A 22891-nucleotide genomic window follows, 5' to 3' on the forward strand; every position below is an offset into this window, starting at 1 on the left:
TTAAACTCCGGGGCGCGGTGATGTGACGCGAGTCATATTGCGGTCCAGGGGGTAGATGGGGCGCGGTATTTTACCGAAGGGCAGACGTCCATAATCCAGTGTGCAAAGCGCACCGCTGTCGCAGACCACGACGCTGCTGGCTATCGGTTCAAATGCTGCTCGGAAATGCTGCATCGACTTCAGCGCAACCACTCGCTTTTTCGCCGGGTCAATGCCGAAAGCACGAAATTGCTGGAGATCGAGCATTTGCAAGGCAGTGCTGGTCACAAGGATTTCTATGTCATCGACTAGCAAAACCGCGCTCGGGCCGAAGCTCTGTTCCAAGCCACCAATCATAGGACCATCGCCGATGAAGACACGATTGCTGACTCGCAGGATACGCCCGGTCACGGTCAGCGGTTCGCCGCCGAAGCGCGGATCGCTCTTGCCACCGACGGATACCGTCACCGTGGCATCGACACCTTGTTCGCACAGAAGGGCGGCGATCTCTGGGTCGACCATCGGCCCGAAGCAGGCACCCTCGACGCCGGCAGCGAGTAGGGCACGTAACAACTCAGTGGCATCGCCATAGGACTCGGCGCCAGGGTTGTCGGCATAGTCAGCGATGATCAACGGACCGTTTTGACGGGGGTAAGTCCGGGCGATTTGCGCGACATTGTCCACGGTATGGTAGGTATTGATCACTTCGCCCCGGCGGTTCCAGATGTCATCTGCCAGGCTTTGGGCAAAGGCACGATGCAGGTGGTCGTCGCCTTCATAGGTGACCAGTACAGTAGGCCCGACTTCGGCGATATCGGCTTCTGGGAAGGCGCCATTGATGCTGACGGCGAACGCCCCCCGGCTGTTCAGCTTCCCAGGCACGAGCCTTGGCTATGCGGTCGATCATCGGCCCGACATCGGTCCGTCCACCGTTAGCTTCCTCGAGCATGGGCAGATGAATGCGCAAGGTACGCGGCTGGATTTCACCTTTCATTGCGCGCTGCAGCAGGTTGCCGGCGTGGCAGGCGGTCTCTTTGAGATCAATGTGCGGATAGGTCTTGTAGAAAACCAGAATCTGCGCCAGCTCACACATACGCTCGGATACATTGGCGTGCAGGTCCATGGTCAGGGCAACAGGCAGGTCCGGACCGACGACCGCGCGCAATCGCGCCAGAATCTCTCCGTCGCCATCGTCGCTGTGCTCGGCAACCATGGCGCCATGCACGCACAGCAAAATACCGTCGAAGGTATGCGCCTTGGCTGCCTCGACAATCAAACCCACCAGGTATTCGAAGGCCTCGACCGTTACCGGTCCCGCAGGCTCGCTCCAGGCGCTGACGACATGGTGCATATCCCAATCAAATTCGGCCGCCCAACTCAGTGCTCCCGCCAGACCGGTATTGGAATTGCCACGTTTCTTCACCGCTTCTTCGCCCAGCATCAGGGTCTCGCGCCGGAACTCGGGCAGACCGGTTTTGTGGGTGCTGAAGGTGTTGGACTCGTGCATGAATTCGGCTGACATTTAGAACTCCGGGGCAAGGACCGTCGATTCATGAACGTGGCACGCCACGGCATGTTGGTCAGTCTGGGGGCGAAGGATGGGCAGGCTTTCACGGCAACGCGGTTGTACATGTGGGCAGCGCCCGGCAAATGCACAACCGAGCGGCTCATCGTAGCCACTCGGCATTTCGCCAGTGATCCGCACAATCTCGTGTCGCTTGTGAGGATCTGGCACCAGAACGCTGGCCATCAGCGCCTTGGTGTAGGGGTGGATCGGCGTAGCGCCGCGGGGGAGGACCTCAACCACTCGGCCGAGGTACATCACCAGGGTGCGATCGCAGAAATACTGCACCAGCGCTAGATCATGGGAGATGAAGACGTAGGTGAGGTCGAGCCGATCCCGCAAGTCCTGCAGCAGGCCAATGACTTGCGCCTGTATCGACACGTCGAGGGAGGCCGTCGATTCGTCGAGCACGATCAGATATGGTTCCAGCGCGAGTGCCCAGGCGATGCCTACCCGCTGTTTCTGTCCGCCGGACATTTGATGTTGATAGCTGTCAGCCAGGTGAAGCGGCAGTGCGACCATAGTCAAGAGCGCATCGACCTTGGCACTGGCTTGTGCCGATGTCAGGGGTATGCCCTGCACTTGATAGGGTTCAAGCAGCGTATCGCGCACCTTTTGTCGCGGATCGATCGAGGAATAGGGGTCCTGGAACACCATCTGAAAGTGTCGGCGAAGGGGTCGTAAGGCCTTTACCGAGAGGCTGGCGATATCGGCACCAACAAACAACACTTCGCCGGAGGTGGGCTTCAATAGTCGCATGATGAGACGGGCCAGGGTCGATTTTCCACAGCCCGACTCTCCGACAACGCCCAACACTTCCCCTCGTTTAACGTCGAAAGAGACGTCACTGACGGCGCGAAAGTGGCGACGCGCTTTGAGAAACCCACCGCCGCTCGTGAAGGTTCGTCCGACGCCGCGTACTGACAGGATCGGTTTCATGCCAATTGTCCTGTGCTGTGCAGGAAGCAAGAGACGCTGCGTCCGGCCTCACTCATCGGCAGGGGCATCGACTGGCGGCAAATATCCATTACCCTGCTGCACCGCGGGTTGAAACGGCAGCCCTTAGGCATGTTGCCGGCCGATGGCACCATTCCGGGAATTCCCGCCAGACTTCCAGGGAGCATGTCCGGTCGCGGGATACAGCCAATCAACGCGCTGGTGTAAGGGTGTCGCGGGTTGTCGAAAATGGTCGCCACCGGGCCGTATTCGATTACTTGCCCGCAATACATCACGGCGACGCGGTCGCAGGTTTGGGCAACGACGCCCATATCATGGTTGATCAACACCAAACCAAGGCCGCGTTCCCGAACGAGCTGGACCAGAAGCCGAATGATTTGGGCCTGGACAGTCACATCCAGCGCAGTGGTCGGTTCATCGGCAATCAGTAGATCGGGATAACCGGCGAGGGCAATGGCGATCACGATTCGCTGGCGCATTCCGCCAGACAGTTGGTGTGGAAACAGGTCGTAGGCGAGCGCCGGATTGGGAATGCGCATGCGATCCATCAGTTCGACTGAGCGAGCTTTCGCGGCGTGCCGATTGAGGTGCAAATGCAATTGTGAGACCTGGTCGATTTGCCTGCCGACGCGAACCACCGGGTCGAGGGACGTCATGGGGTTTTGCGTGATGAGCGCGAGCCGCCCGCCGCGTAACGCGCGATAACCACGTTCGTCCAGAGTCGTAAGCTCGATGCTGTCGAAGCGGATGCTGCCGGACTTGACCCGTCCACCTATCAGCGGCAGCAGACCCATGATGCTCATCGCTGTCATGGACTTGCCCAAGCCGGAATCACCGACGAGCCCGACGATCTCACCTTTATCGAGGTCCAGGTCGACCCCGGACAACGGCTCGTACGGCCCGAAACCGATCTTTAATTTTTTTTGGTCAATAGAATGGGCTAAGTGACTCCTCGTTTGTGCCTTGATATCCAAGGCATGCAGCACACCCTCTCCAAAAAAATTGATGAAAATCACGGAGAGGGCGATGAGTGCACCTGGCAATAAAATGACCCAGGGCGCGCTGAACAATTGTGCGGAGCCGGTGCTCATCATGGCCCCCCAACTAGGAACCGGCGGTTGCACGCCCATGCCAAAAAAGCCAAGCGTCGCCTCAAGCAGGATCGCGTTGCCGGTCGACAACATGGCAACGACGATCACCGGGGCTACCACGTTCGGTAGCAATCGCCGCATGATGATATGAGTGGGTCCTGCGCCCAAGCTCAGGCTTGCCTCCACGAATGTCTGGCGTTTCAAGCTTTTGATCTGGGTGCGGGTCAGACGCGTGAATTGCGCGAGGTAGGCGATGCTGATTGCGAGGACCGTACTGGACGAGCCGGGGCCGATGATGGCCACGATCAACAACGCGAGGACAATTTCCCGGAAGCTCCAGGTCAGATCGATGATCGACATTACGATCCGATCCAGGCGGCCGCCGACATAGCCGCAAATGGCGCCGATCAGTATGCCGACGGTGACTGAAAGACTAATGGCGACCAGTGAAACGCTGAGCGAGGTCCGGGCACCAAAAATGACCCGCGAAAGCATGTCCCGGCCGAATTCGTCGTTGCCGAACCAATGTGCGGCAGAAGGTGCCTGGGCGGTAATGGAAAGGTTTTGCAAGTCATAAGGGTAGGGCGCCAGCCAGGAGGCGGTGCAAGCAATGAGGATCAGGATCAGCAGCGCTACACCGGAGAGTGCTGAACTGAACGTTGGCATCAGCGCCGCGATGTTGCTGCGAGGCAAGGGAGGTCATTGTGTGGAGTCCTCGCGTTGGCCCGGATCCATCGCGGCTTGCAGCAGATCACCCAGCAGCGTGCCGAGCATGACGGCAATAGCCAGGAGTAGCAGGCAGCCCTGGATCAGCGGATAGTCACGCTGCGCCAAAGCGCGGATCAGAAGTGACCCCAATCCCGGCCGGGCAAATACATACTCCACCGTCACCGAGCCGCCGACGATAAGGCCGATACGCAAACTCAGAATCGTCAACAGGTCCGCGCAGGACATCGCAAAGGTGCCAGGTAACATGTATGAACCGGGTATGCGCCTGTGCCCGTTCAAGGGTGAGTTGACCGCTTTCTGGTGGGGCAGCGTGTCAGTCAACTGGGGGGATATTGGCACTGATGTGAAGCAGATCAATTACCCCGAGTACCACTCACAGGACAACGACAGATGCCTAAGCAAAATCCTCCCCACCCAGGGAAGGGGCTCCGCGAGGACGTACTGTCTGAGATCAAAATGATCGTGACAGCATTGGCCAAACACCTCGGTTATTCCAGGGTGCACCTGTCCAAGGTGATGCACTGCCGCGCAGCAATTAGCGCCGACCTCACCGGGCGCCGGTTTTTTTGCAATATTTAGTGCGTTGTCATTGGACTAGTAAAAAAATGTCATATTGGGGTTTGAGTTGGGAGGCGTCGGCGAGTAACTTGAGGCGAGCGGCGTTTAAGCGATCTGTTTTTATGCCACTACTACCGAGTAAGCTTGCGCAGCGATTTTTGATATTCCCGCACAAATTATCAGCGAAATACTGCCGGTAGTACTACAAGGTTGCTCCCTTCGACCCGGCTTGCCTTAGCGGGTCTTTTTTTTGGAAAATTAAGCACGCGTCCTAAAAAAACGCCAATTAGACCGTAAATAAATAACTGGCCCATCATAGTTGAACTGTTTGTGGCAAAAAAAATTCTGCCGAAAATGTACAGATACTGTTTGTCGACTATAAAACAAGCTAGGCTGAGATTGGATGGTTTATATGTCTATCGAAGTGCGAACAGGGATCTATGAGAGCCGTACGAGCTAATTAATGGGCCCAACAAAAAGCCCTCGCACATCATTGCAAGGGCTAGGCTGTGGTTTATGAAGCTTAAGCTAATTTTTATCAGCTGTTTTTAGAATTAGCTTCAACGCAAGATTTTGCTGTGTTTTGAGTCTCGTTTTTGGCCTTTTGTTTTGCGGCCTGGGCTTCTTGCACGTGAATTTCATTTTTCTCATGCAATCTATCGGCGCCATCCTCAGCAAAAGCCAAAGAACTCAATACGGACAAGAAAAGACTGCATGCAACGATAAGTTTATTCATGAGAACGCCTTCCTAGTAGCGCCACGATATGTGGCTTGAGTTGTCAGGATATTCGTATGAACACCACCATGAAACGCCCAATACCTAAAAAAACAAGGTGACCAAATTTTATTTTTTCGAGCCCATTAAAGATATTGGTATGGCGATTTTATAAGGAATTGGATGTTTCAAGTGACCGCCTAAAAACCTATCGTATCGACGCAACCTAATCACTGACTGATGACATTATCACTGTTCAGTAGTTGCATTCAACTTGCATATACCGAGATCTAAGGAAACTCTGAAAAAGACTTCCAGATTTGGTGAAATACTCGCCTCACACGAACTGAACGGTTGAGCCCGATGAAACAAATGTCCTTCGCCGATGCCGAGTACGCCGGAAAACGTAAGCAGACCCGCCGCGAGCGCTTCCTGATCGAGATGGATCAGGTGGTGCCCTGGAAGGGTATGATTGCCTTGATCGAGCCGCATTATCCGAAGGGCGACGGTGGTCGTCCGGCCTATCCGTTGCTGGCCATGTTGCGGGTTCATCTGATGCAGAACTGGTTCGGCTACAGCGATCCGGCGATGGAAGAAGCCCTTTACGAGACCACGATCCTGCGCCAGTTTTCGGGGCTGCATCTGGATCGGATTCCCGATGAAACAACGATCCTCAACTTTCGCCGCCTGCTGGAGAAACACGAACTGGCCGGTGGGATTTTGCAGGTCATCAACGGTTATCTGGGCGATCGAGGCTTGCTGTTGCGCCAAGGCACCGTGGTCGATGCGACGATCATTCACGCGCCGAGTTCGACCAAGAACAAGGACGGCAAACGTGATCCGGAAATGCATCAAACCAAGAAAGGAAACCAATACTATTTTGGAATGAAGGCGCACATCGGTGTCGATGCCGAATCCGGCTTGGCCCATAGCCTGGTGGGCACGGCGGCGAATGTCGCGGATGTGACCCAGGTCGATCAGTTGTTGCACGGCGAGGAAACGTACGTGTCTGGCGATGCGGGTTACACGGGCGTGGACAAGCGTCCAGAGCACCAGAACCGCAAGATGATCTGGTCGATTGCGGCGCGGCCCAGCACCTATAGAAAGCACGACAAGGAGAGTTTGATCGGTCGTCTGCGTCGCAAAATCGAATACACCAAGGCCCAGCTCAGGGCCAAGGTTGAGCATCCGTTTCGGGTCATCAAGCGCCAGTTCGGTTATACGAAAGTGCGCTTTCGTGGTCTGGCGAAAAACATCGCTCAGCAGACGACGTTGTTCGCGCTGTCGAATCTGTGGATGGTGCGAAAGCGGTTGTTGAATGCAGGAGAGGTGCGCCCGTGATGCGCGAAATGCACCGAGAAAAGGTGCGATTCAAGGAAAAGACATGAATTAAAAAGCGCCAAAGCCTGATTTTTGGCAGGTTACCGATTTTTTGAGCGCCCAATGAAGGGGGATCAAAACATCGGTGACTACTTCAGACTTTCCTTAGAGGCGGAATATTTTTTATATTCTCTGCTTTGCCGCGTTCAAGGCTAGATTTAAAAATAAGAGCTCCCCAGCAGCAGTTTAACCGCTGTTCTAAAAAAACTTAGCCCCTACCAAAACCAATTATTATGTAAGTCGTTACTAGGAGCACTCATGTTAAATCGTAAACATCTCGCAATAGCGTGCGCTGTGTTTTCCGCAAGCACGTCTTCCGCGTTTGCTAGTGAACAATCCGATTCTAATGGGTTTTTTGAAGATAGTAATCTTCAATTGCTGTTACGCAATGCGTACTTCAATCGAGATTACAAAAATCATACTAACGATGCCAAGGTTTGGGGCCAAGGATTCATTAGTACCTTCCAGTCTGGCTTTACCCAAGGCGTTATCGGGGTTGGTGTGGATGCTTACGGGCTGCTAGGCATTAAGCTAGATAGTGGGCGCGGTCGTAACTACACAGCATTTTTCGATACAGGTAGTGATGGTCGACCGGTCGATGATCTTTCAGAGGCGGGTGCCTTACTAAAACTGCGTATATCCAATACAGTATTGCGGTACGGTAATCAATTTCCGTTAATACCGGTACTGGCTTATGATGACTCACGACTGCTACCCCAAGCATTCACTGGCACCTTGATCACCAGTAAAGAAATCGACGGCTTGGAATTGAATGCTGGTCGGTTCACCGCCGACAGTCCAATGGGTGACCCAGCGCGTGATCCAAACCGTCTGAAAAGTATCGATGTAGTCGGCGGTAGCTACATCGTCAATGATGCATTAAGCGTCGCTGTTTACCACTCAGATGTAGAGGACACCTACAAGAAGTACTACGGTAACATCAACTATACGGCACCCGTTGCTGAAGCTCAGTCTCTGAACTTCGACTTCAACATTTACCGTACGGATTATGATGATGGGGCCCAGGCTGCATTGGATTTTGGTGGTGATGGAACCAACGATACCAACACCATCTGGAGCTTGGCAGCTAAGTACAGTATTGGCGCTCATGCCTTCATCGTCGCTCATCAGCGTAATAGTGGTGATGCAGGCTACGCCTATGACTATGGCGATGGTGGTAGCACTATTTACGTCGCCAACTCTTACTACTCTGACTTCAACTTGAAAGACGAAGAGTCTTGGCAGTTGAGCTACGAGTTAGATTTTGCGGATTTCGGTCTTCCAGGTCTCACCTATAAAACCGCCTATGTAAGGGGCCGCAACATTGATTCCGGTGGCGAACAGGATGGCACCGAGCGTGAATTCTTTAATCAGGTCAAATACGTCGTGCAGGACGGTACGTTAAAGGACTTGTCGCTGAAACTGCGTAACTCAATATACCGTACAGATCGTGATGTCGGCCCCAACCTGAATGAGGTCCGAGCGTTTATTGAATACCCACTGGATCTACTCTGAACACTAGCGCTGGCTTAGCCGGGCGCTTTCGCCTTAATTTGAATGGGTGCCAAGTATTAAAATTTGCGCCCTTCAACACACTCTTTTCGCACATTGAAATTTTGTTGATGACACAGCCAAGTGCAATATGGGGGATACTTGCCTTTTAAAGGTTCAAGCATTTGAGTCATGATACCTTGCTATCGATATTCGTCAGCCACACACCCAGCTCGGCTGACGATCTGGTCAAGTCGGTACAACGGAAGGTGATCGAGGTATTTGCTGATCAATATCCGGGTAATCAGCCCAAGGCCGTCATGCCACCATCATCGCCTGTATTGTGGCTAGGATCGGGATAATACTAGTGTGCTGTTCTCGAAATAACTTACTCTATTTGCATGATCTCAAGCGCCTCGCGAGCCCGTTGGATTTTGCTCAATATTTCCTCTCCCTTTGCGTTCCAAACGTACCGGGTCGGCTGAGCATTTCGTAGTGCCAGGAACGTTGTTATCGAGCCCTCCAGCTCGCGCACCGAGGCAAAACTACCGTCTCGTAGATACACCGTAATGTCTCGAAAAAACCGTTCGACCATGTTCATCCAAGAGCTCGACGTCGGTGTGAAGTGCATATGGAAACGTAGGTGCTTTGCCAGCCAGGCTTTCACGGCGGCGTGCTTGTGCGTCGCATAGTTATCGACGATCAGATGAAGCTGGAGATGCTTGGGTGTCTGCTTGTTGATCTTCTTGAGGAAGGCCAACCACTCTTGATGACGGTATCCGATCCATGAACACCACATTCAAAGCCAACTGTTGATCCGCAATGCTTTGCTCCCGATTCTTTTCTGGAGCCAGCAGCTCATGATGCGACCCGACGCCAAAGTCGAAAAGGTGTACCTCTACCCCAAGCCCGTGGACTTCCGAAAATCCATCGACGGGCTGGCTGCTCTGGTCGAGCTGGATATCAAAGTCGCTGTGTTCGACCCGGTGCTTTTTGTTTTTCTGAATCGCCACCGTAACCGGGTGAAAATTCTCTACTGGGACCGCAACGGCTTCTGCCTTTGGCTCAAGCGCCTGGAATCCGAGCGATTTAAAACATCGCCTGAGGCCACCGACGAAGTCATCGTGCTTAGCGTCCAGGAGTTGAACTGGTTGCTTGACGGTTTTGACCTGTGGCGCAACCGTCCACATCAGGTTTTGACTCCAAGATTTGTCGCCTGACAGGTATAATCCGGGCATGCCATCCATGCCCGACAACCTTCCTGATGACCCAGTGCTTCTCAAGCAGATGCTGCTTGATACGTACGAAGCGCGCGCACGTGATCAGGAAGTCAAAGAGGCTTACGAGACTCATATCGTTGATCTGAAAGAACAGATCAAATTGTAGCGTGACCGTATATTTGGTCGTAAGTCCGAGCAAACGGTTGAGCCCAACACTCCGCAGTTGGCCTTGCTCAACGAGCCCGAAAGCGAGCCGATGCCTTCAATCGGCGACGCTGACGAAGAAGTGGTTGCTCCGACTCCACGTCGTGGCAAACGCAAGCCACTGTCGGCTGATCTGCCGCGTATCGAAGTCATCCACGAACTGCCACAACATGAACTGACCTGTGTCTGCGGTTGCCGCAAGCATGTGATCAGTGAAGAAACCAGCGAACAGCTGGACATCGTGCCGATGCAGATCCGAGTGATCAAACACATCCGCAAAGTCTACGGCTGCCGTGGTTGTGAAACGGCTCCGGTCACTGCTGATAAACCTGCTCAGTTGTTCGAAAAGAGCATGGCCAGTCCGAGCGTACTGGCAATGTTGCTGACCACCAAGTATGTTGATGGCTTACCGCTGCATCGTTTCGAAACGGTGCTGAGCCGACACGGTATCGATATCCCGCGTCAGACCCTCGCTCGCTGGGTTATCCAGTGCGGAGAGCATTTACAACCGTTGCTGAATTTGATGCGCGACCGATTGCTGGAAAGCCCGGTCATCCACTGTGATGAAACCCGCGTCCAGGTACTGAAGGAACCGGATCGAGACCCTACCAGCCAATCCTGGATGTGGGTGCAGGCCAGCGGGCCGCCAGACCGAAAAGTCGTGCTGTTCGACTACACGTCCAGCCGTGCGCAGGACGTGCCGTTGCGCCTGCTGGAAAGTTATCGCGGCTATGTCATGACCGATGATTACGCGGGATATAACGCGTTGGCATTGCAACCGGGCGTGGAACGTTTGGCGTGCATGGCCCATGCCCGGCGCAAGTTCGTCGACGCGCAAAAAGTGCAACCCAAGGGCAAGACGGGACGTGCTGATATCGCGCTGACGATGATCAACAAGCTGTACGGCATTGAGCGCGAACTCAAGGACACCAGCGATGAACAGCGTTTTATTAATCGCCAGGAAAAGAGCCTACCGATCCTATCCCAGTTGAAAAACGCCGTACTTCAGACCTTCCCTAGAGGAATTTGATTATCCGCTTGCCTGATCTGCATGGTGAGCGTGGGTGGGAGCGCATAGCGCTTCCCATTTTATTTCTTGAATCCATTCATTGGAGAAGGGTCGTATGATTTCTATGATAAAAGCCAAAAGCCACTACTTGTAATCAAATATTAATGATCCTCTTTTTGCTAATTATCTTTTCCTGCAGCCGGCATCGGCCATTTCCGGGGCGACGATATGGTTCGTTTTGAACTGGCGCCTTAGGTATAAACAGGCTTGGCCACAGAGGGGGTATGCCGTTGACTCCAGACCTCGTGGTCAGATCAGTGGTTGAACTTCGGTGTGAGACGCGGGGTTTGTAAAAAACAAGGCGCCATGCTTTTGGCCCGGCGCCTAGAAATTGTAACTCAGATTTTACCCCAGACGAGCAATCGCAGCCTCAACTCCTGCACCATAGGCTGGATCAGCTTTGTTGCAGTTGGATATGTGCCGCTCGACCACCATCAGTGAGGCGCCGTTGATGGCCCGCGCGGTGTTTTCAAACAGCAACTGTTGCTTCTCTGGTGTCATGAGGCGGAACAGACTACCCGGTTGCGAGTAGTAGTCTTCGTCCACTCGGTGGTTCCAGTGATCGGCAGCACCTTCGATGCTCAGCGGCGGCTCAGCGAACTCAGGTTGTTCTATCCATTCTCCGTAGCTATTCGGGTCATAAGAAATTGAGCCGCCCATGTTGCCGTCCACACGCATTGCGCCATCGCGGTGATAGCTGTGAACAGGACACTTCGGACTGTTGACTGGGATCTGGGAGTGATTTACGCCTAGACGATAACGCTGCGCGTCACTGTAGGAGAACAGCCGGCCTTGTAACATTTTGTCTGGCGAGAAGCTGATACCTGGCACGATATTGCCGGGGTTGAACGCGGCCTGTTCCACCTCCGCGAAAAAGTTTTCCGGGTTACGGTTCAGTTCCATTACGCCAACTTCGATCAGCGGGTAGTCCTTATGCGACCACACCTTGGTCAGATCGAATGGGTTCAAGTGGTAGGTGCTGGCTTCGTTCTCGGGCATGATCTGGATGAACAAAGTCCAGCGCGGGAAGTCGCCGCGCTCGACACTTTCATACAGATCGCGCTGGTGCGTTTCACGATCACCGCCAACAAGCTGCGCAGCTTCGGCGTCAGAAAGATTCTTGATGCCTTGTTGGGTCTTGAGTGTGAACTTGACCCAGAAGCGCTCGTTTGCGGCATTCAAGAAACTGAAGGTGTGGCTGCCGAAACCGTGCATATGTCGAAAGCTGGAAGGTATGCCACGGTCACTCATAACGATGGTGACCTGATGCAGCGCTTCAGGTAGCGAAGTCCAGTAATCCCAGTTGTTGTTGGCGTTGCGTAGTCCGGTGCGCGGGTCGCGCTTGATGGCGTGGTTCAGATCGGGGAATTTCAGCGGATCACGTATGAAGAACACTGGAGTATTGTTGCCCACCAAATCCCAGTTTCCTTCTTCGGTATAGAACTTCATGGCAAAGCCGCGGATATCACGTTCCGCATCTGCCGCGCCGCGCTCGCCGGCGACCGTCGAGAAGCGCGTGAACATCGGTGTTTGCTTGCCAATTTGCGAGAACAGTTTTGCTTTGGTGTAGCGTGTGATGTCGTGCGTAACAGTGAAGGTGCCATAGGCACCGGCGCCTTTGGCGTGCATTCGGCGTTCGGGGATCACTTCACGGTCGAAGTGAGCGAGTTTTTCCAACAACCAAACGTCTTGTAGAAGGGCAGGGCCGCGCGGGCCTGCCGTTTGAGTATTGTTATTGTCAACAACAGGAGCGCCAAACGCGGTTGTGAGCTTTTTCATGTGGCCACCTTTAAGTATCAGAGTGTGTACCGGTGGTGCCAGCGATCGACAACGATGAAGAACTTCGTCTTCTCAATGGCTGAAAACCACCCAATCGAGACAAACAACAGTTCAAGCATGACAAACATCAAATGCCCAATGGGGGCCATCAGTGATGGCGGTCTCAATGGACCCCTTGTTCGCGCTTTTTGGGGTGAATTTCAGTGGCGAGCAACGGGCGCAAGCGGCCGAACGTAGTCCACGGCAGGCCGAGGTTCCTCTCGGGCCATACCACTTCTAAGGCGATCCACACCCCATCGCCATCCCCACGACGCCCCAGCTCACTGTCGCCACAACGAATTGGCGGACATCCTTGTAGTTCTAGGCTGGGCTTTTAATCACGGTGTTCATCTGGCGACCACTCGTTGTGCTCTACAGGAATAATCACGAGATTTCGCGAAACATGCGCGTTAAAAGATGTAAAAATTTAATGGGTAGGCATGTTAAAAGTTGTGAATTGGGCGTGATTTTTCCATCTCAAAACCGGATTGGCTTTGTTGTAGCTACCTTCCCGCGGCCACCTGCGCGTCGTACTTTCAAACAACAACATCAGTTCAAGCATGATAAACATCAAATGCCCAATGGGGGCCATCAATGATGGCGGTCTCAATGTGCCCCTTGTTGGCGCTTTTGCTCGCTACCAAGTCGCAGCGGGTCAGCGCTGGTGTTTAGAGCACGATCTGGAGAATTTCTTTGATCGGGTCAAATACGATGTATTGCTGGCGTATATCGAACGTCAAATCGAAGACATGCGGGTGCTCATGCTGATCAGTCGCTATCTCGAAGCGGGGACGATGTCAGGTGGACTCGTATGCCGACAGCAGAAAGGGAAGCCGCATTTCGCCGCAGCTGTCGAACACAGGTGGCAAACGTAAATCGCGTGAACGAAAGCGCAAGGATGAAGAGGGTATCGAGGACGATGAACCGTTTTGATCTGCACCATAAACACCCTGCCGCATGCCTGCGTGCGGTGGGGCCCGATGCGTCTTCAACCAAGACACTACTGCTAAGCTTATTCACATTTTCAATCGGCAGGGTCAGTTTTCAATCAGCGCCAACACCATGACTCCAATCAGCAAGTATCTGGTCAGTTTGAGGATACGTTGGGGGATGCTGAGCAAAGCGAACATGGTCAGCTCTCTCAAATGGTCGCGAGATTGTAAGAAGGGCGCCCGTTATGCTGTCACGGACTCCCTATACAGGATTGGGCCTCAGGCTACCGGGATCAGCGGATCGGCAGCAGCCAAGGCGGAGGCACGATCAGCTGGCGGGTAGATCCATTGGGTATTGATCTGCGTTTTCAACTCCTTGGCTGGCTCCTTCACCAACGAAAGCTGGCGATCCCAGCCTTCGGTGTATACCGCTCCCCAGGCACCGAGATCGAGACAAGTCACATACTTGGGTTGACGGTAGGGAACTGGCGAGACACCGATCAAATCCGCGACGACGTTGTTCCCGGCATATCGACCCAGGGAAATCGCGTGTTGACAGGACATTGCCGCGAAATTGCCAATATCGTCGGTTGCTGCATAAGCAACGTCGCCGGCCGCGTATACGTGGTCTTGGCCCAACACCCTCAAGTTCTCGTCGACATGCAGGCGTCCCAAGTTGTCGCGGGCACTGGTCATCTGTTCGGTTAACGGACTGGCACGGAAACCAACAGTCCATATCACAGTCTGGCTCTCAATACGGCGACCATCAGCGAGGGTGACTCCATTGGCGTCAATCGCAGCGACGCTCGCGTTGACCTCCCATTCGATACCCAGTTCTTTAGACGCTTCTATAACCGAAGGCCGAATTCCGTCACCCAGCGTTGCGGCAATCTCAGGCGCACGGTCGATGATGATCACGCGAATGGCCTGATCGTTACCCAGCATGGATCGCAGGCGTGCTGGCATTTCGGTGCCAGTCTCGATTCCGGTAAAACCTCCGCCAGCGATTACTATGGTATTTCGGGCTACGCTCTCGGGCCTGTTCTTGAGGGATTTCAGATGGTTCTCGAGATGCACCGCCGTTTCAATCTGGTCAACGTCGAAGGCATGAGAAGCAAGACCTGGCACGGATGGGCGAGCTAACTGGCTGCCCGATGCAAGCACCAATCGGTCATAGGCAACCGTACCTTGGCGACCTGCCTCATCACGGTAACCAACGACTTTTGCCTGTTCGTCGATAAGCTCGGCAGAACCTTTAATGAAGCGCACCCCGACCAGATCGAACAAGTTATCCAACGGTGCGAACATTTTGTGCACGTCAGGTTCGTAGAACCGGGGACGAATACGCAATTCCGCTTGAGGTGCCATTAGGGTGATTTCCACGTCCTTGCGATTGTGCATGTCCAGCAAGCGGGCGGCACTTAACGCACTCCATACACCACCGAACCCCGCGCCAATAACCAGAATTTGCTGTTTCACGGTTTGTTCCTCAGAAGAAGTGGTCAATAAACATGAAGTTGTTCTTCAGGTTTGGCGGGACGATATCCGGGTACCAAAATGAAGATACTTTGTTTCGTTGCAGCGAGTCGTCCGCTGTGAATTCATGATACGGACTATTTTTCTCGGCTCACTTCTACATCGGTTCAACCAAACCATACGTCAGTGGGGTTGATATATACGAAGGTGTTACAAGAGGGGCTGCTCTGATTTCAGGGCTGTTGGCGGAGGGCGGTTTCTACGCAGTTCAGGAGTCTATCCGCGTCGCACGGCTTAGGTAAGCAGGCAATCAGATTAGGAGTGGCAGCAGTAATATGCGGCGCCGCTGCGGGGTAACCAGTGATGAAAATCGTAGGGATACGTATGCCCATCGCAATGAGCTGTTCACACATCTCTACACCGCTCATCTCCGGCATCTGGATATCAGAAATCAGGCAGTGTATTTCGCCAGAGTTGGTGGAGCTCAGAAACTCCCGCGCGTTGCAGTAGGCTCGTATGCTATACCCGCTGGAACGTAGTAAAGTTTCCAAGGCTTTTCGAAATGAGTCTTCGTCATCGACTATTGCAATGAATGTTGTCTTGCGCATGTTGATATCTTTATCCATTTTAAAGAGCTCCATGACAGAGCATGTCGTTTTTACAAGATACGCGGTCCTATAAGGTGGAATAGTTATACCTATGTATAGTTCACTAAAACCAAAGGGTTGATATTGAACGCTACCAATCGATCCAACGCCTGTGCTTCGCCATTGCTATCGCCTGCTTAGGTGTTGTTGATGGCACGGATCAAGCAACAGCCTCTCCTTCAAGCGGCATACCCTGGTGCTACGGCGCCCAACCAAGGGATACCCAAGCTGTACCCAGGTGCAAGTGACCTCTCACCGTTGGCTTGAATGAACTTGAGTTGCATCGCTGGCCTCCAGCGGCTCTGGATGCACGGCGAGTTGTTGTTCGATTTCCACTACCCCAGCGGCGAACAAAGTGCACAGAAATGACCAGCGACATGCTGACATCAATCTGCTTGTGTTTTTTGTAACGGTGATGTGTGAACGCAATGTCACCCGGGCCGGAGAGCGATTGTTCCTCGGGCAGACCACCATCAGTTGCGCGCTCGGACGACTGCGTTCCATGTTCAACGATCCACTGTTCATTCGCGCTGGTCGGGTGATGGAGCCGACTGGCGGGGCAGAGGAGATCCACGCGCGACTGGCACCTGCTCTGGAAGGGACCGCCGTGGCGAGAGTTGCACTCAGACATTCGATCCGCAGACCAGCGATGGGACTTTCCATGTCGGACTTTCCGATGATGTCGAGTACGCGCTACTTCCATCCTTGATGAGGCATCTGCGGGATGAGGCGCCGAATATCACGCTTCTGGTGCGTAGGGTGGATCAGCGGTAATTGCCGCAATTGCTTGCCTCCGGCGAAATCGGGCATCAGTCTGGTGCAGGAGTTACCAGCCAGCGCTCATTGCAAGTGCCTTCGGCCGATGCTGCCGATGCTCCTTCGCGCCGACTCGCCCCGGGCCCCTTGGATCTGGATGAGTTTTGCAGACGACCTCTTATGGTGGTGTCTTCGATGGGCAATATCATCGATGATGCCGATCATGCCTTGGGTTTGGTAGGGCGACAGCGAAAAGTGGTGCTGGCAGTGCCGCAGTTCAGTGCCTTGCCTGCTTTGTTAAAGGGAAGCGACATGCTTGCGATTGTACCGGACTACGTCGCCCACGCCGTTGAGCGACTGGAAGGAATACGCGTAGAGATTGCTCCGGTGGAGCTACCGGCGCCAGACTTGTCCATACCCTGGCGTGGCGCATTTCACAACGATCCGCGCGAAAGCTGGCTACGCTCGTATTTCTGTCGTCATCTTGGCCAGCAGCAGAGGCCCTCCGTGGCCCTGGCTTGAACACGGCGGCACAGTGTTTTGCGTGCTGCGGTCTGTCACATACGAGTAGAACAATGAAGTAACTTGAAGGGCTTCCACGAAGAGCTACACTCTTCGTGGTAAAACGGCCCGTTCTGGATGTTTTGGGAAATCACAAACATCAGGCATCCAACCGCAGCCACGGAAGCCGCCCTCATGGAGCGGTATCGGCATTTTCGGCGTGACACTGGACGATAGCCCGACGGCAAAGTGCGGCATATAAGAAACCACTTATTGTTCACACGCCTATGAATAACCACGCGCAGATTTTATGGGATGACGGTGAGCGTATCTTCTGCCGGCAGCAACATCCGCATCCAGACTGCGACTGCAGTGTCCTAGTTACTCGGCCAGTTGTTGATCAACCGTCTCCCGCCTGCCTTGGTCGTCTCGCTCATGAATTGGATCTGAAGGAAGAGCTCGAGGCCAGTTGGGCGGTACGACCGATTGAGTTAGTACGCGAAGGCGGGCAGGTGCAATTGGTGCTCGAGGATCCTGGTGGCATTCCGCTGCTGCAGTTGCTTGACTCGCCCATGGAGACGGCCACTTTTTTGCGGCTTGCAATCAGCGTTGCAGCGCCGCTGGGCAAACTCCACCAGCGCGGGCTCGTCCACAAAGATATCAAGCCCAGCCATATCCTGGTGAACTGCACCGATGGGCAGGCTCGGCTCACCGGTTTCGGTCTGACCTCACGGTTGCCACGCGAGCGTCACGTGCCCGAAACCATCGCAGGCACGCTTGCCTATATGGCACCTGAACAAACCGGGCGGATGAATCGCTCGATTGATTCGCGCAGTGACCTCTATTCCTTCGGTATCACGCTCTACGAGATGCTGACCGGCTCGTTACCATTCAAGGCTTCGGACCCGATTGAGTGGGTGCACTGCCATATCGCCAAAAAACCGCTGTCCCCCAGCGAACGGATCGAATCCATCCCCGAGGTACTCTCCGATATCGTCATGAAACTGCTGGCCAAGACCGCTGAAGACCGCTATCAGACGGCCGCTGGTGTTGAACATGATCTTCGACGATGCTTGGCAGACTGGCAGCGGTTTCACCAGATCAATGCCTTCACTTTGGACGAGCACGGTCAATCCGATCGCCTGCTGATTCCCGAGAAGCTCTATGGTCGCGAACGTGAGGTAAATACCCTGATCGCTGCGTTCGATCGGATCATATCGAGCAGCACTCCGGAGCTTGTTTTGGTCACCGGCTATTCGGGAATCGGCAAATCCTCGGTGGTCAATGAGTTGCACAAGGTATTGGTGCCGCCGCGAGGGCTTTTTGCTACCGGTAAGTTTGATCAATACCGGCGCGACATTCCTTATTCGACGATGGTTCAGGCTTTCCAAAGTCTGGTGCGCATGTTGTTGGGTAAGCCCGATAAGGAACTGGCGCAATGGCGCGAAGCACTGCACAGCGCACTGGACATTAATGCGCGACTAATGACTGATCTCATTCCCGAACTGAAGCTCATCATTGGCGAACCACCACCGGTTCCGCCACTTGAACCTCAGCAGGCACAACGGCGTTTCCTGCTAGTGTTCCGGCAGTTTATCGGCGTATTTGCCCGTGTAGAGCATCCTCTTGCCCTGTTTCTCGATGATCTGCAGTGGCTTGATGCGGCAACGCTCGATCTATTGGAGGATCTATTGGTCAGCTCGGATGTACGGCACCTGATGCTGGTGGGGGCTTACCGCAGCAACGAGGTGGATGCATTACACCCGCTTACGGAAAAACTTCACGCCATTCGCAACGCGGGTGGGCGAATTGATGAGATCATGCTGGCACCACTCGCCAAGGCGCATATTGAGCAGTTGGTCTCCGATTCTCTACATGATGAGCTGAGGCGCATCGAGCCTCTCGCGCAGTTGGTGCTAGACAAAACGGCAGGCAATCCGTTTTTCGTGATCCAGTTTTTGCAGGCCCTCGCTGATGAGCAGTTGCTGTCCTTCGACCATGACACCCGACAGTGGCGCTGGGATCCGGATCGCATCCATGCCAAGGGTTACACCGACAATGTCGTGGACCTGATGGTCGACAAGCTGACCCGCTTACCCACAGAAACACAGCGAGCATTGCAGCAGCTGGCTTGCCTGGGAAACGTCGCAGGGATCTCCACGCTTTCAACTGTTCTGGGCGTCCCGAAGACCAAGATCCGCACGGTACTGTGGGAAGCGATTCGCCTGGAACTGGTCGAGAGGTTGGAGGGCACTTATGGTTTTGTCCATGACCGTATTCACGAAGCCGCTTATTCACTGATCCCCGAGGAATTTCGGGCCGAAGCACATCTACGGATTGGGCGGTTGCTCGCGGCGCAAACGCCCGTGCAAGGACGGGAGGCGGCGATCTTTGAGATCGTCGGCCAGCTCAATCGAGGGGCCGGATTGCTCACCGATCAGAGCGAGCGGGAGCAGTTAGCTGAGTTCAACCTGATTGCCGGTCAGCGCGCCAAGGCATCAACAGCTTATGCATCAGCACTGAACTATCTCACCATCGGCGCGCAATTGTTGGACGAAGACTGCTGGAAGCATCGACATGAACTTGTCTTCACTCTTGGGTTGAACCGGGCCGAGTGCGAGCTCCTGACCGGGCAACTTTCGGCTGCTGACATGCGCCTGACGGCGCTATCGAAGCGCGCCACGAGCACTATCGAAAGAGCCAGCGTCGTGTGCCTGCAAATGGACGTTTACTTACTCCTCGATCGGAGTGATGGCGCAGTAGCTGTCTGCCTGGATTACTTGCGGCATGTCGGTATCGATTGGTCAGCCCATCCGGACGACGACGAAGTGCGTCAGGAGTACGAGCAAATCTGGTCGAAACTGGGGGCACGGGCAATTAAAGATCTCATCGATTTGCCGCTGATGGAGAATGTGGCTCACCTCATGACCATCAGCGCGTTGAGCAAGCTTTTTCCTCCGGCGTTACAGACGGATGCGAATCTGACGTGCCTATTGATCTGCAAGGCGATCAGTCTCAGCCTCGAATGGGGCAACTGCGATGCCTCCTGTGTGCACTACGCCAATGCCTTCAGAGTCGCCGGGCGACGTTTCGGTGATTATCAGGATGGCTTCCGCTTTGGCCAACTCGGCTGTGATCTTGTCGAACGACGGGGGCTGAATCGATTCGAAGCCAGCACCTATCTTTGCTTTTCGAATTTTGCCGTACGTTGGATGAAGCCCGTGGGGCAATGTCGCGATCTGTTGCTTCGTTCCTTTGTTGCGGCAAACCGGTCGGGCGATCTGCCGTATGGTGCTTATGCGGGCAACAGCCTCGCAACCGACTCACTTTTTGCCGGTGAGCCGTTGCCACAGGTGCAAAGCGAGGCTGAACGTGGCCTGGCTTACGCTCAGAAGGTGCGCTTCGGCTTGGTCGTCGATTTCATCGGTACGCAACTCGCTCTGATACGCATGCTGCGAGGCTTGACACCAACTTTTGGGTACTTTGACGATGAAGCGTTTACTGAGATGGATTTCGAAATTCATCTGGCCAGCAACCCGGACCTTGCCCTGGCCGAATGTTGGTACTGGGTCCGGAAGTTACAGGCCCGTTACATGGCCGATGATCCTGGCGCAGCCCTGGAAGCGGCTGCAAAGGCACATCAGTTACTTTGGACGTCCTACCTATTCTACGAAGAAGCCGAGTATTTCTTCTATGACGCGCTAGCCAGGGCGGCCTGGTGCGACCGCGTCCCGATGGACGAGCATGCGCAGCACCTAATTGTAATGGAGGCAGATCATCAGCAAATGCAAGTCTGGGCGCAACAGTGCTCGGAGAATTTCGCCAGTCGGTCTGCGTTGGTCGGTGCCGAAATCGCCCGGATTGAAGGACGCGTGATTGAAGCCGAGTTGCTATACGAACAAGCCATAAATTCGGCGCAAGAGAACGGCTTTGTCCATATCGAGGCGCTGGCCAATGAGCTCGCATCACGTTTCTACGCGGCGCGTGGTCTTGGCAAAATCGCCCTCGTCTATTTGCAGGATGCCCGTTACGGCTACCGACGCTGGGGTGCCGATGGCAAGGTGCGACAGCTTGAGGCGAAATATCCTTTACTCAGGGCCGAAGAGCACGCACTCGCCCCGACGACTACGATGGCAGCGCCAGTCGAACATCTCGATCTGGCCACTGTACTCAAGGTGTCTCAGGCCGTATCGGGCGAAATCGTTCTGGAAAAGCTGATCGACATGATCATGCATACAGCTATTGAACAGGCCGGAGCGGAACGCGGCCTGTTGATTTTTTCGGATGGTGGCGGGCATCGAATAGCCGCGCAAGTGACCGCCGGTGACAACTCAATACAGCTGCGCGATACACCAGTCAGTGCGGTGCTGCTGCCGGAGTCCATTCTTTATCATGTGCTGCGCACCCGGGAGAACGTGGTGCTGGATGATGCCGTCGCCGGGTCCCCGTTTGCCACAGACCCTTATATTCATCAGCATCGCGCCCGCTCAATTCTCTGCCTGCCGCTGATGAACCAGGCCAAGCTCGTTGGCGCCCTTTACCTCGAAAACAACCTCACCGCCCGCGTGTTTAGCCCGGCCCGAATGGCCGTGTTGAAGCTGGTGGCCTCACAGGCTGCTATCTCGCTGGAAAATGCTCGCTTGTACCGCGAGGTTGCAGAGCGTGAAGCAAAGATCCGGCGCCTTGTAGACGCCAACATCATCGGGATCCTCTTCTGGAATGCCGACGGTGACATTATCGAGGCCAATGACGCATTTCTCCGTATGGTGGGATATGAGCGAGAGGATCTTGCATCTAGCCGCCTGCGCTGGAACGATCTGACTCCGCCGGAGTTTCGTGAGCTCAGCGAGCGCTCCCTGGCGCAGGCAGTACAGACCGGCTACGCCCGTCCGTACGAGAAGGAATACTTCAGGAAGGATGGCAGCCGCCTACCGGTCATCGTCGGGTTGGCCTCGTTCGAAGCGAGCCGCAAGGAAGGTGTCGCGTTCATGCTCGATTTGACGGAGCGCAAGCAGGCGGAGGAGAAATTTCGCGACAGCGAACGGAAATATCGAGAGGTACAGGCAGATTTATCACACGCGAACCGAGTTGCAACCATGGGGCAACTCGCGGCCTCGATTGCCCACGAGGTCAATCAACCGATCGCCGCGGCAATCCTCAACGCCAATGCCGCCCTGCGTTGGCTGAGCACCCAACCGCCTGAAATCGACGAGGTCCGGAAGGTAATCGGTTGTCTCATCTCCGATGCCAATCGCGCGGCAGATGTGTTGGGACGGATTCGTCAGCATATCCGCAAAGTGCCACCGCAAAAGGGGCTGGTGGATATCAATGCGGCAATCCGCGAGATGATCGAGTTCACCCGTGGCCAGATCACAAAGACTGGTGCATCGGTCCGGACACAACTCACGGATGCGTTGCCATTGATCGACGGTGACCGTGTCGAACTGCAACAAGTGCTGCTCAACCTGATCATGAATGCACTTGAGGCGATGAGCGCAGTGACCGAAGGCGAACGGCAATTGAACATTTGCACGGTGTTGGGCGAGGCGGGCGGTGTGCTCGTGAGCGTGGCTGATTCGGGGCCTGGGTTCGCGCCGGAAAGTACTGATCGGGTTTTCGCCTCGTTCTACACCACCAAATCCGCAGGCCTGGGGATGGGATTGTCGATCTGTCGCTCGATCGTCGAGGCGCATGGCGGTCGTATGTGGGCAGGAGTCAACCAGCCCCGAGGCGCTACCGTCCAATTCATGTTCCCTCGGCATCAGGATTAATACAAACGTTTTAGAGGGTTTATATTCATGTGC

At 54.5% G+C, this 22891-nt stretch carries 13 protein-coding genes and 5 pseudogenes; 7 read left to right on the forward strand and 11 right to left on the reverse strand.

Going from position 1 to position 22891, the window contains the following annotated elements:
- The 6 genes from NL64_RS30520 to NL64_RS26955 all read right to left on the reverse strand — a co-directional run bounded on the left by NL64_RS30520 (window position 1) and on the right by NL64_RS26955 (window position 5614).
- Window positions 1–861: an MlrC C-terminal domain-containing protein gene (locus NL64_RS30520; RefSeq protein ID WP_216594585.1), complete on the reverse strand. Its 861-nt coding sequence runs from the start codon at window positions 859–861 to the stop codon at window positions 1–3.
- A complete protein-coding gene (locus NL64_RS30525; RefSeq protein WP_216594586.1) occupies window positions 755–1501 on the reverse strand; it encodes a M81 family metallopeptidase in 747 nt (248 codons plus the stop codon). The genes NL64_RS30520 and NL64_RS30525 overlap by 107 nt, the downstream gene beginning before the upstream one ends.
- Complete coding sequence (locus NL64_RS26935; protein ID WP_034151106.1) at window positions 1502–2482, reverse strand: ABC transporter ATP-binding protein; 981 nt, start codon at window positions 2480–2482, stop codon at window positions 1502–1504. It lies immediately after the preceding gene.
- Window positions 2479–4284 (reverse strand): dipeptide/oligopeptide/nickel ABC transporter permease/ATP-binding protein, encoded by a 1806-nt coding sequence (locus NL64_RS29905; RefSeq protein WP_080758148.1) that lies wholly within the window; start codon window positions 4282–4284, stop codon window positions 2479–2481. The genes NL64_RS26935 and NL64_RS29905 overlap by 4 nt, the downstream gene beginning before the upstream one ends.
- A gap of 6 nt (window positions 4285–4290) precedes the next feature.
- Window positions 4291–4566: an ABC transporter permease subunit gene (locus tag NL64_RS26945; protein ID WP_080758150.1), complete on the reverse strand. Its 276-nt coding sequence runs from the start codon at window positions 4564–4566 to the stop codon at window positions 4291–4293.
- An 850-nt stretch (window positions 4567–5416) separates the two neighbouring features.
- Window positions 5417–5614, reverse strand: a complete 198-nt coding sequence (locus tag NL64_RS26955; RefSeq protein ID WP_034151108.1) for a hypothetical protein — start codon at window positions 5612–5614, stop codon at window positions 5417–5419.
- Between the two features lie 342 nt (window positions 5615–5956).
- Between NL64_RS26955 and NL64_RS26960 the strand changes: the two genes are divergently transcribed.
- Together NL64_RS26960 and NL64_RS26965 are read left to right on the forward strand one after the other, a co-directional pair.
- Entirely contained in the window at window positions 5957–6934 is a 978-nt protein-coding gene (locus NL64_RS26960) for an IS5 family transposase (RefSeq protein WP_034151109.1), read from the forward strand.
- A 297-nt stretch (window positions 6935–7231) separates the two neighbouring features.
- Window positions 7232–8488 carry an OprD family porin gene (locus NL64_RS26965; protein ID WP_034151110.1) on the forward strand — a complete coding sequence of 419 codons (1257 nt, stop codon included), beginning with the start codon at window positions 7232–7234 and terminating at the stop codon, window positions 8486–8488.
- A 364-nt stretch (window positions 8489–8852) separates the two neighbouring features.
- Here the strand turns inward: NL64_RS26965 and NL64_RS26970 are convergent.
- Window positions 8853–9242, reverse strand: a pseudogene (locus NL64_RS26970) (IS630 family transposase); the annotation flags it as partial.
- Window positions 9243–9276: 34 nt separating this feature from the next.
- Between NL64_RS26970 and tnpB the strand changes: the two are divergent.
- Window positions 9277–9684, forward strand: coding sequence for an IS66 family insertion sequence element accessory protein TnpB (gene tnpB / locus NL64_RS26975; protein ID WP_253277118.1), 408 nt, complete (start codon window positions 9277–9279; stop codon window positions 9682–9684).
- A 16-nt stretch (window positions 9685–9700) separates the two neighbouring features.
- Window positions 9701–10885 (forward strand): annotated as a pseudogene (tnpC, locus tag NL64_RS26980) (IS66 family transposase); the annotation flags it as partial.
- A gap of 417 nt (window positions 10886–11302) precedes the next feature.
- Here the strand turns inward: tnpC and NL64_RS26985 are convergent.
- Together NL64_RS26985 and NL64_RS31240 are read right to left on the reverse strand one after the other, a co-directional pair.
- Window positions 11303–12736, reverse strand: a complete 1434-nt coding sequence (locus NL64_RS26985; RefSeq protein WP_034151112.1) for a catalase — start codon at window positions 12734–12736, stop codon at window positions 11303–11305.
- A 211-nt stretch (window positions 12737–12947) separates the two neighbouring features.
- Window positions 12948–13069: pseudogene (locus NL64_RS31240) on the reverse strand (hypothetical protein); the annotation flags it as partial.
- Window positions 13070–13407: 338 nt separating this feature from the next.
- On the opposite strand from NL64_RS31240, the pseudogene NL64_RS26990 reads away from it, so the two are divergent.
- A pseudogene (locus NL64_RS26990) lies at window positions 13408–13611 on the forward strand (group II intron reverse transcriptase/maturase); the annotation flags it as partial.
- A 375-nt stretch (window positions 13612–13986) separates the two neighbouring features.
- Here NL64_RS26990 and NL64_RS26995 read toward each other — a convergent pair.
- Together NL64_RS26995 and NL64_RS27000 are read right to left on the reverse strand one after the other, a co-directional pair.
- Window positions 13987–15186, reverse strand: a complete 1200-nt coding sequence (locus NL64_RS26995; RefSeq protein ID WP_034151114.1) for an NAD(P)/FAD-dependent oxidoreductase — start codon at window positions 15184–15186, stop codon at window positions 13987–13989.
- A gap of 230 nt (window positions 15187–15416) precedes the next feature.
- Window positions 15417–15809, reverse strand: a complete 393-nt coding sequence (locus tag NL64_RS27000) for a response regulator transcription factor (protein WP_034151115.1) — start codon at window positions 15807–15809, stop codon at window positions 15417–15419.
- Window positions 15810–16185: 376 nt separating this feature from the next.
- On the opposite strand from NL64_RS27000, the pseudogene NL64_RS27005 reads away from it, so the two are divergent.
- Both NL64_RS27005 and NL64_RS27010 read left to right on the forward strand, forming a co-directional pair.
- A pseudogene (locus NL64_RS27005) lies at window positions 16186–17108 on the forward strand (LysR substrate-binding domain-containing protein).
- Window positions 17109–17374: 266 nt separating this feature from the next.
- Window positions 17375–22858, forward strand: coding sequence for a trifunctional serine/threonine-protein kinase/ATP-binding protein/sensor histidine kinase (locus NL64_RS27010; protein WP_034151116.1), 5484 nt, complete (start codon window positions 17375–17377; stop codon window positions 22856–22858).
- Window positions 22859–22891: the final 33 nt, after the last annotated feature.

It is taken from the genome of Pseudomonas fluorescens (genome assembly GCF_000802965.1).
Taxonomy (GTDB): domain Bacteria; phylum Pseudomonadota; class Gammaproteobacteria; order Pseudomonadales; family Pseudomonadaceae; genus Aquipseudomonas; species Aquipseudomonas fluorescens_A.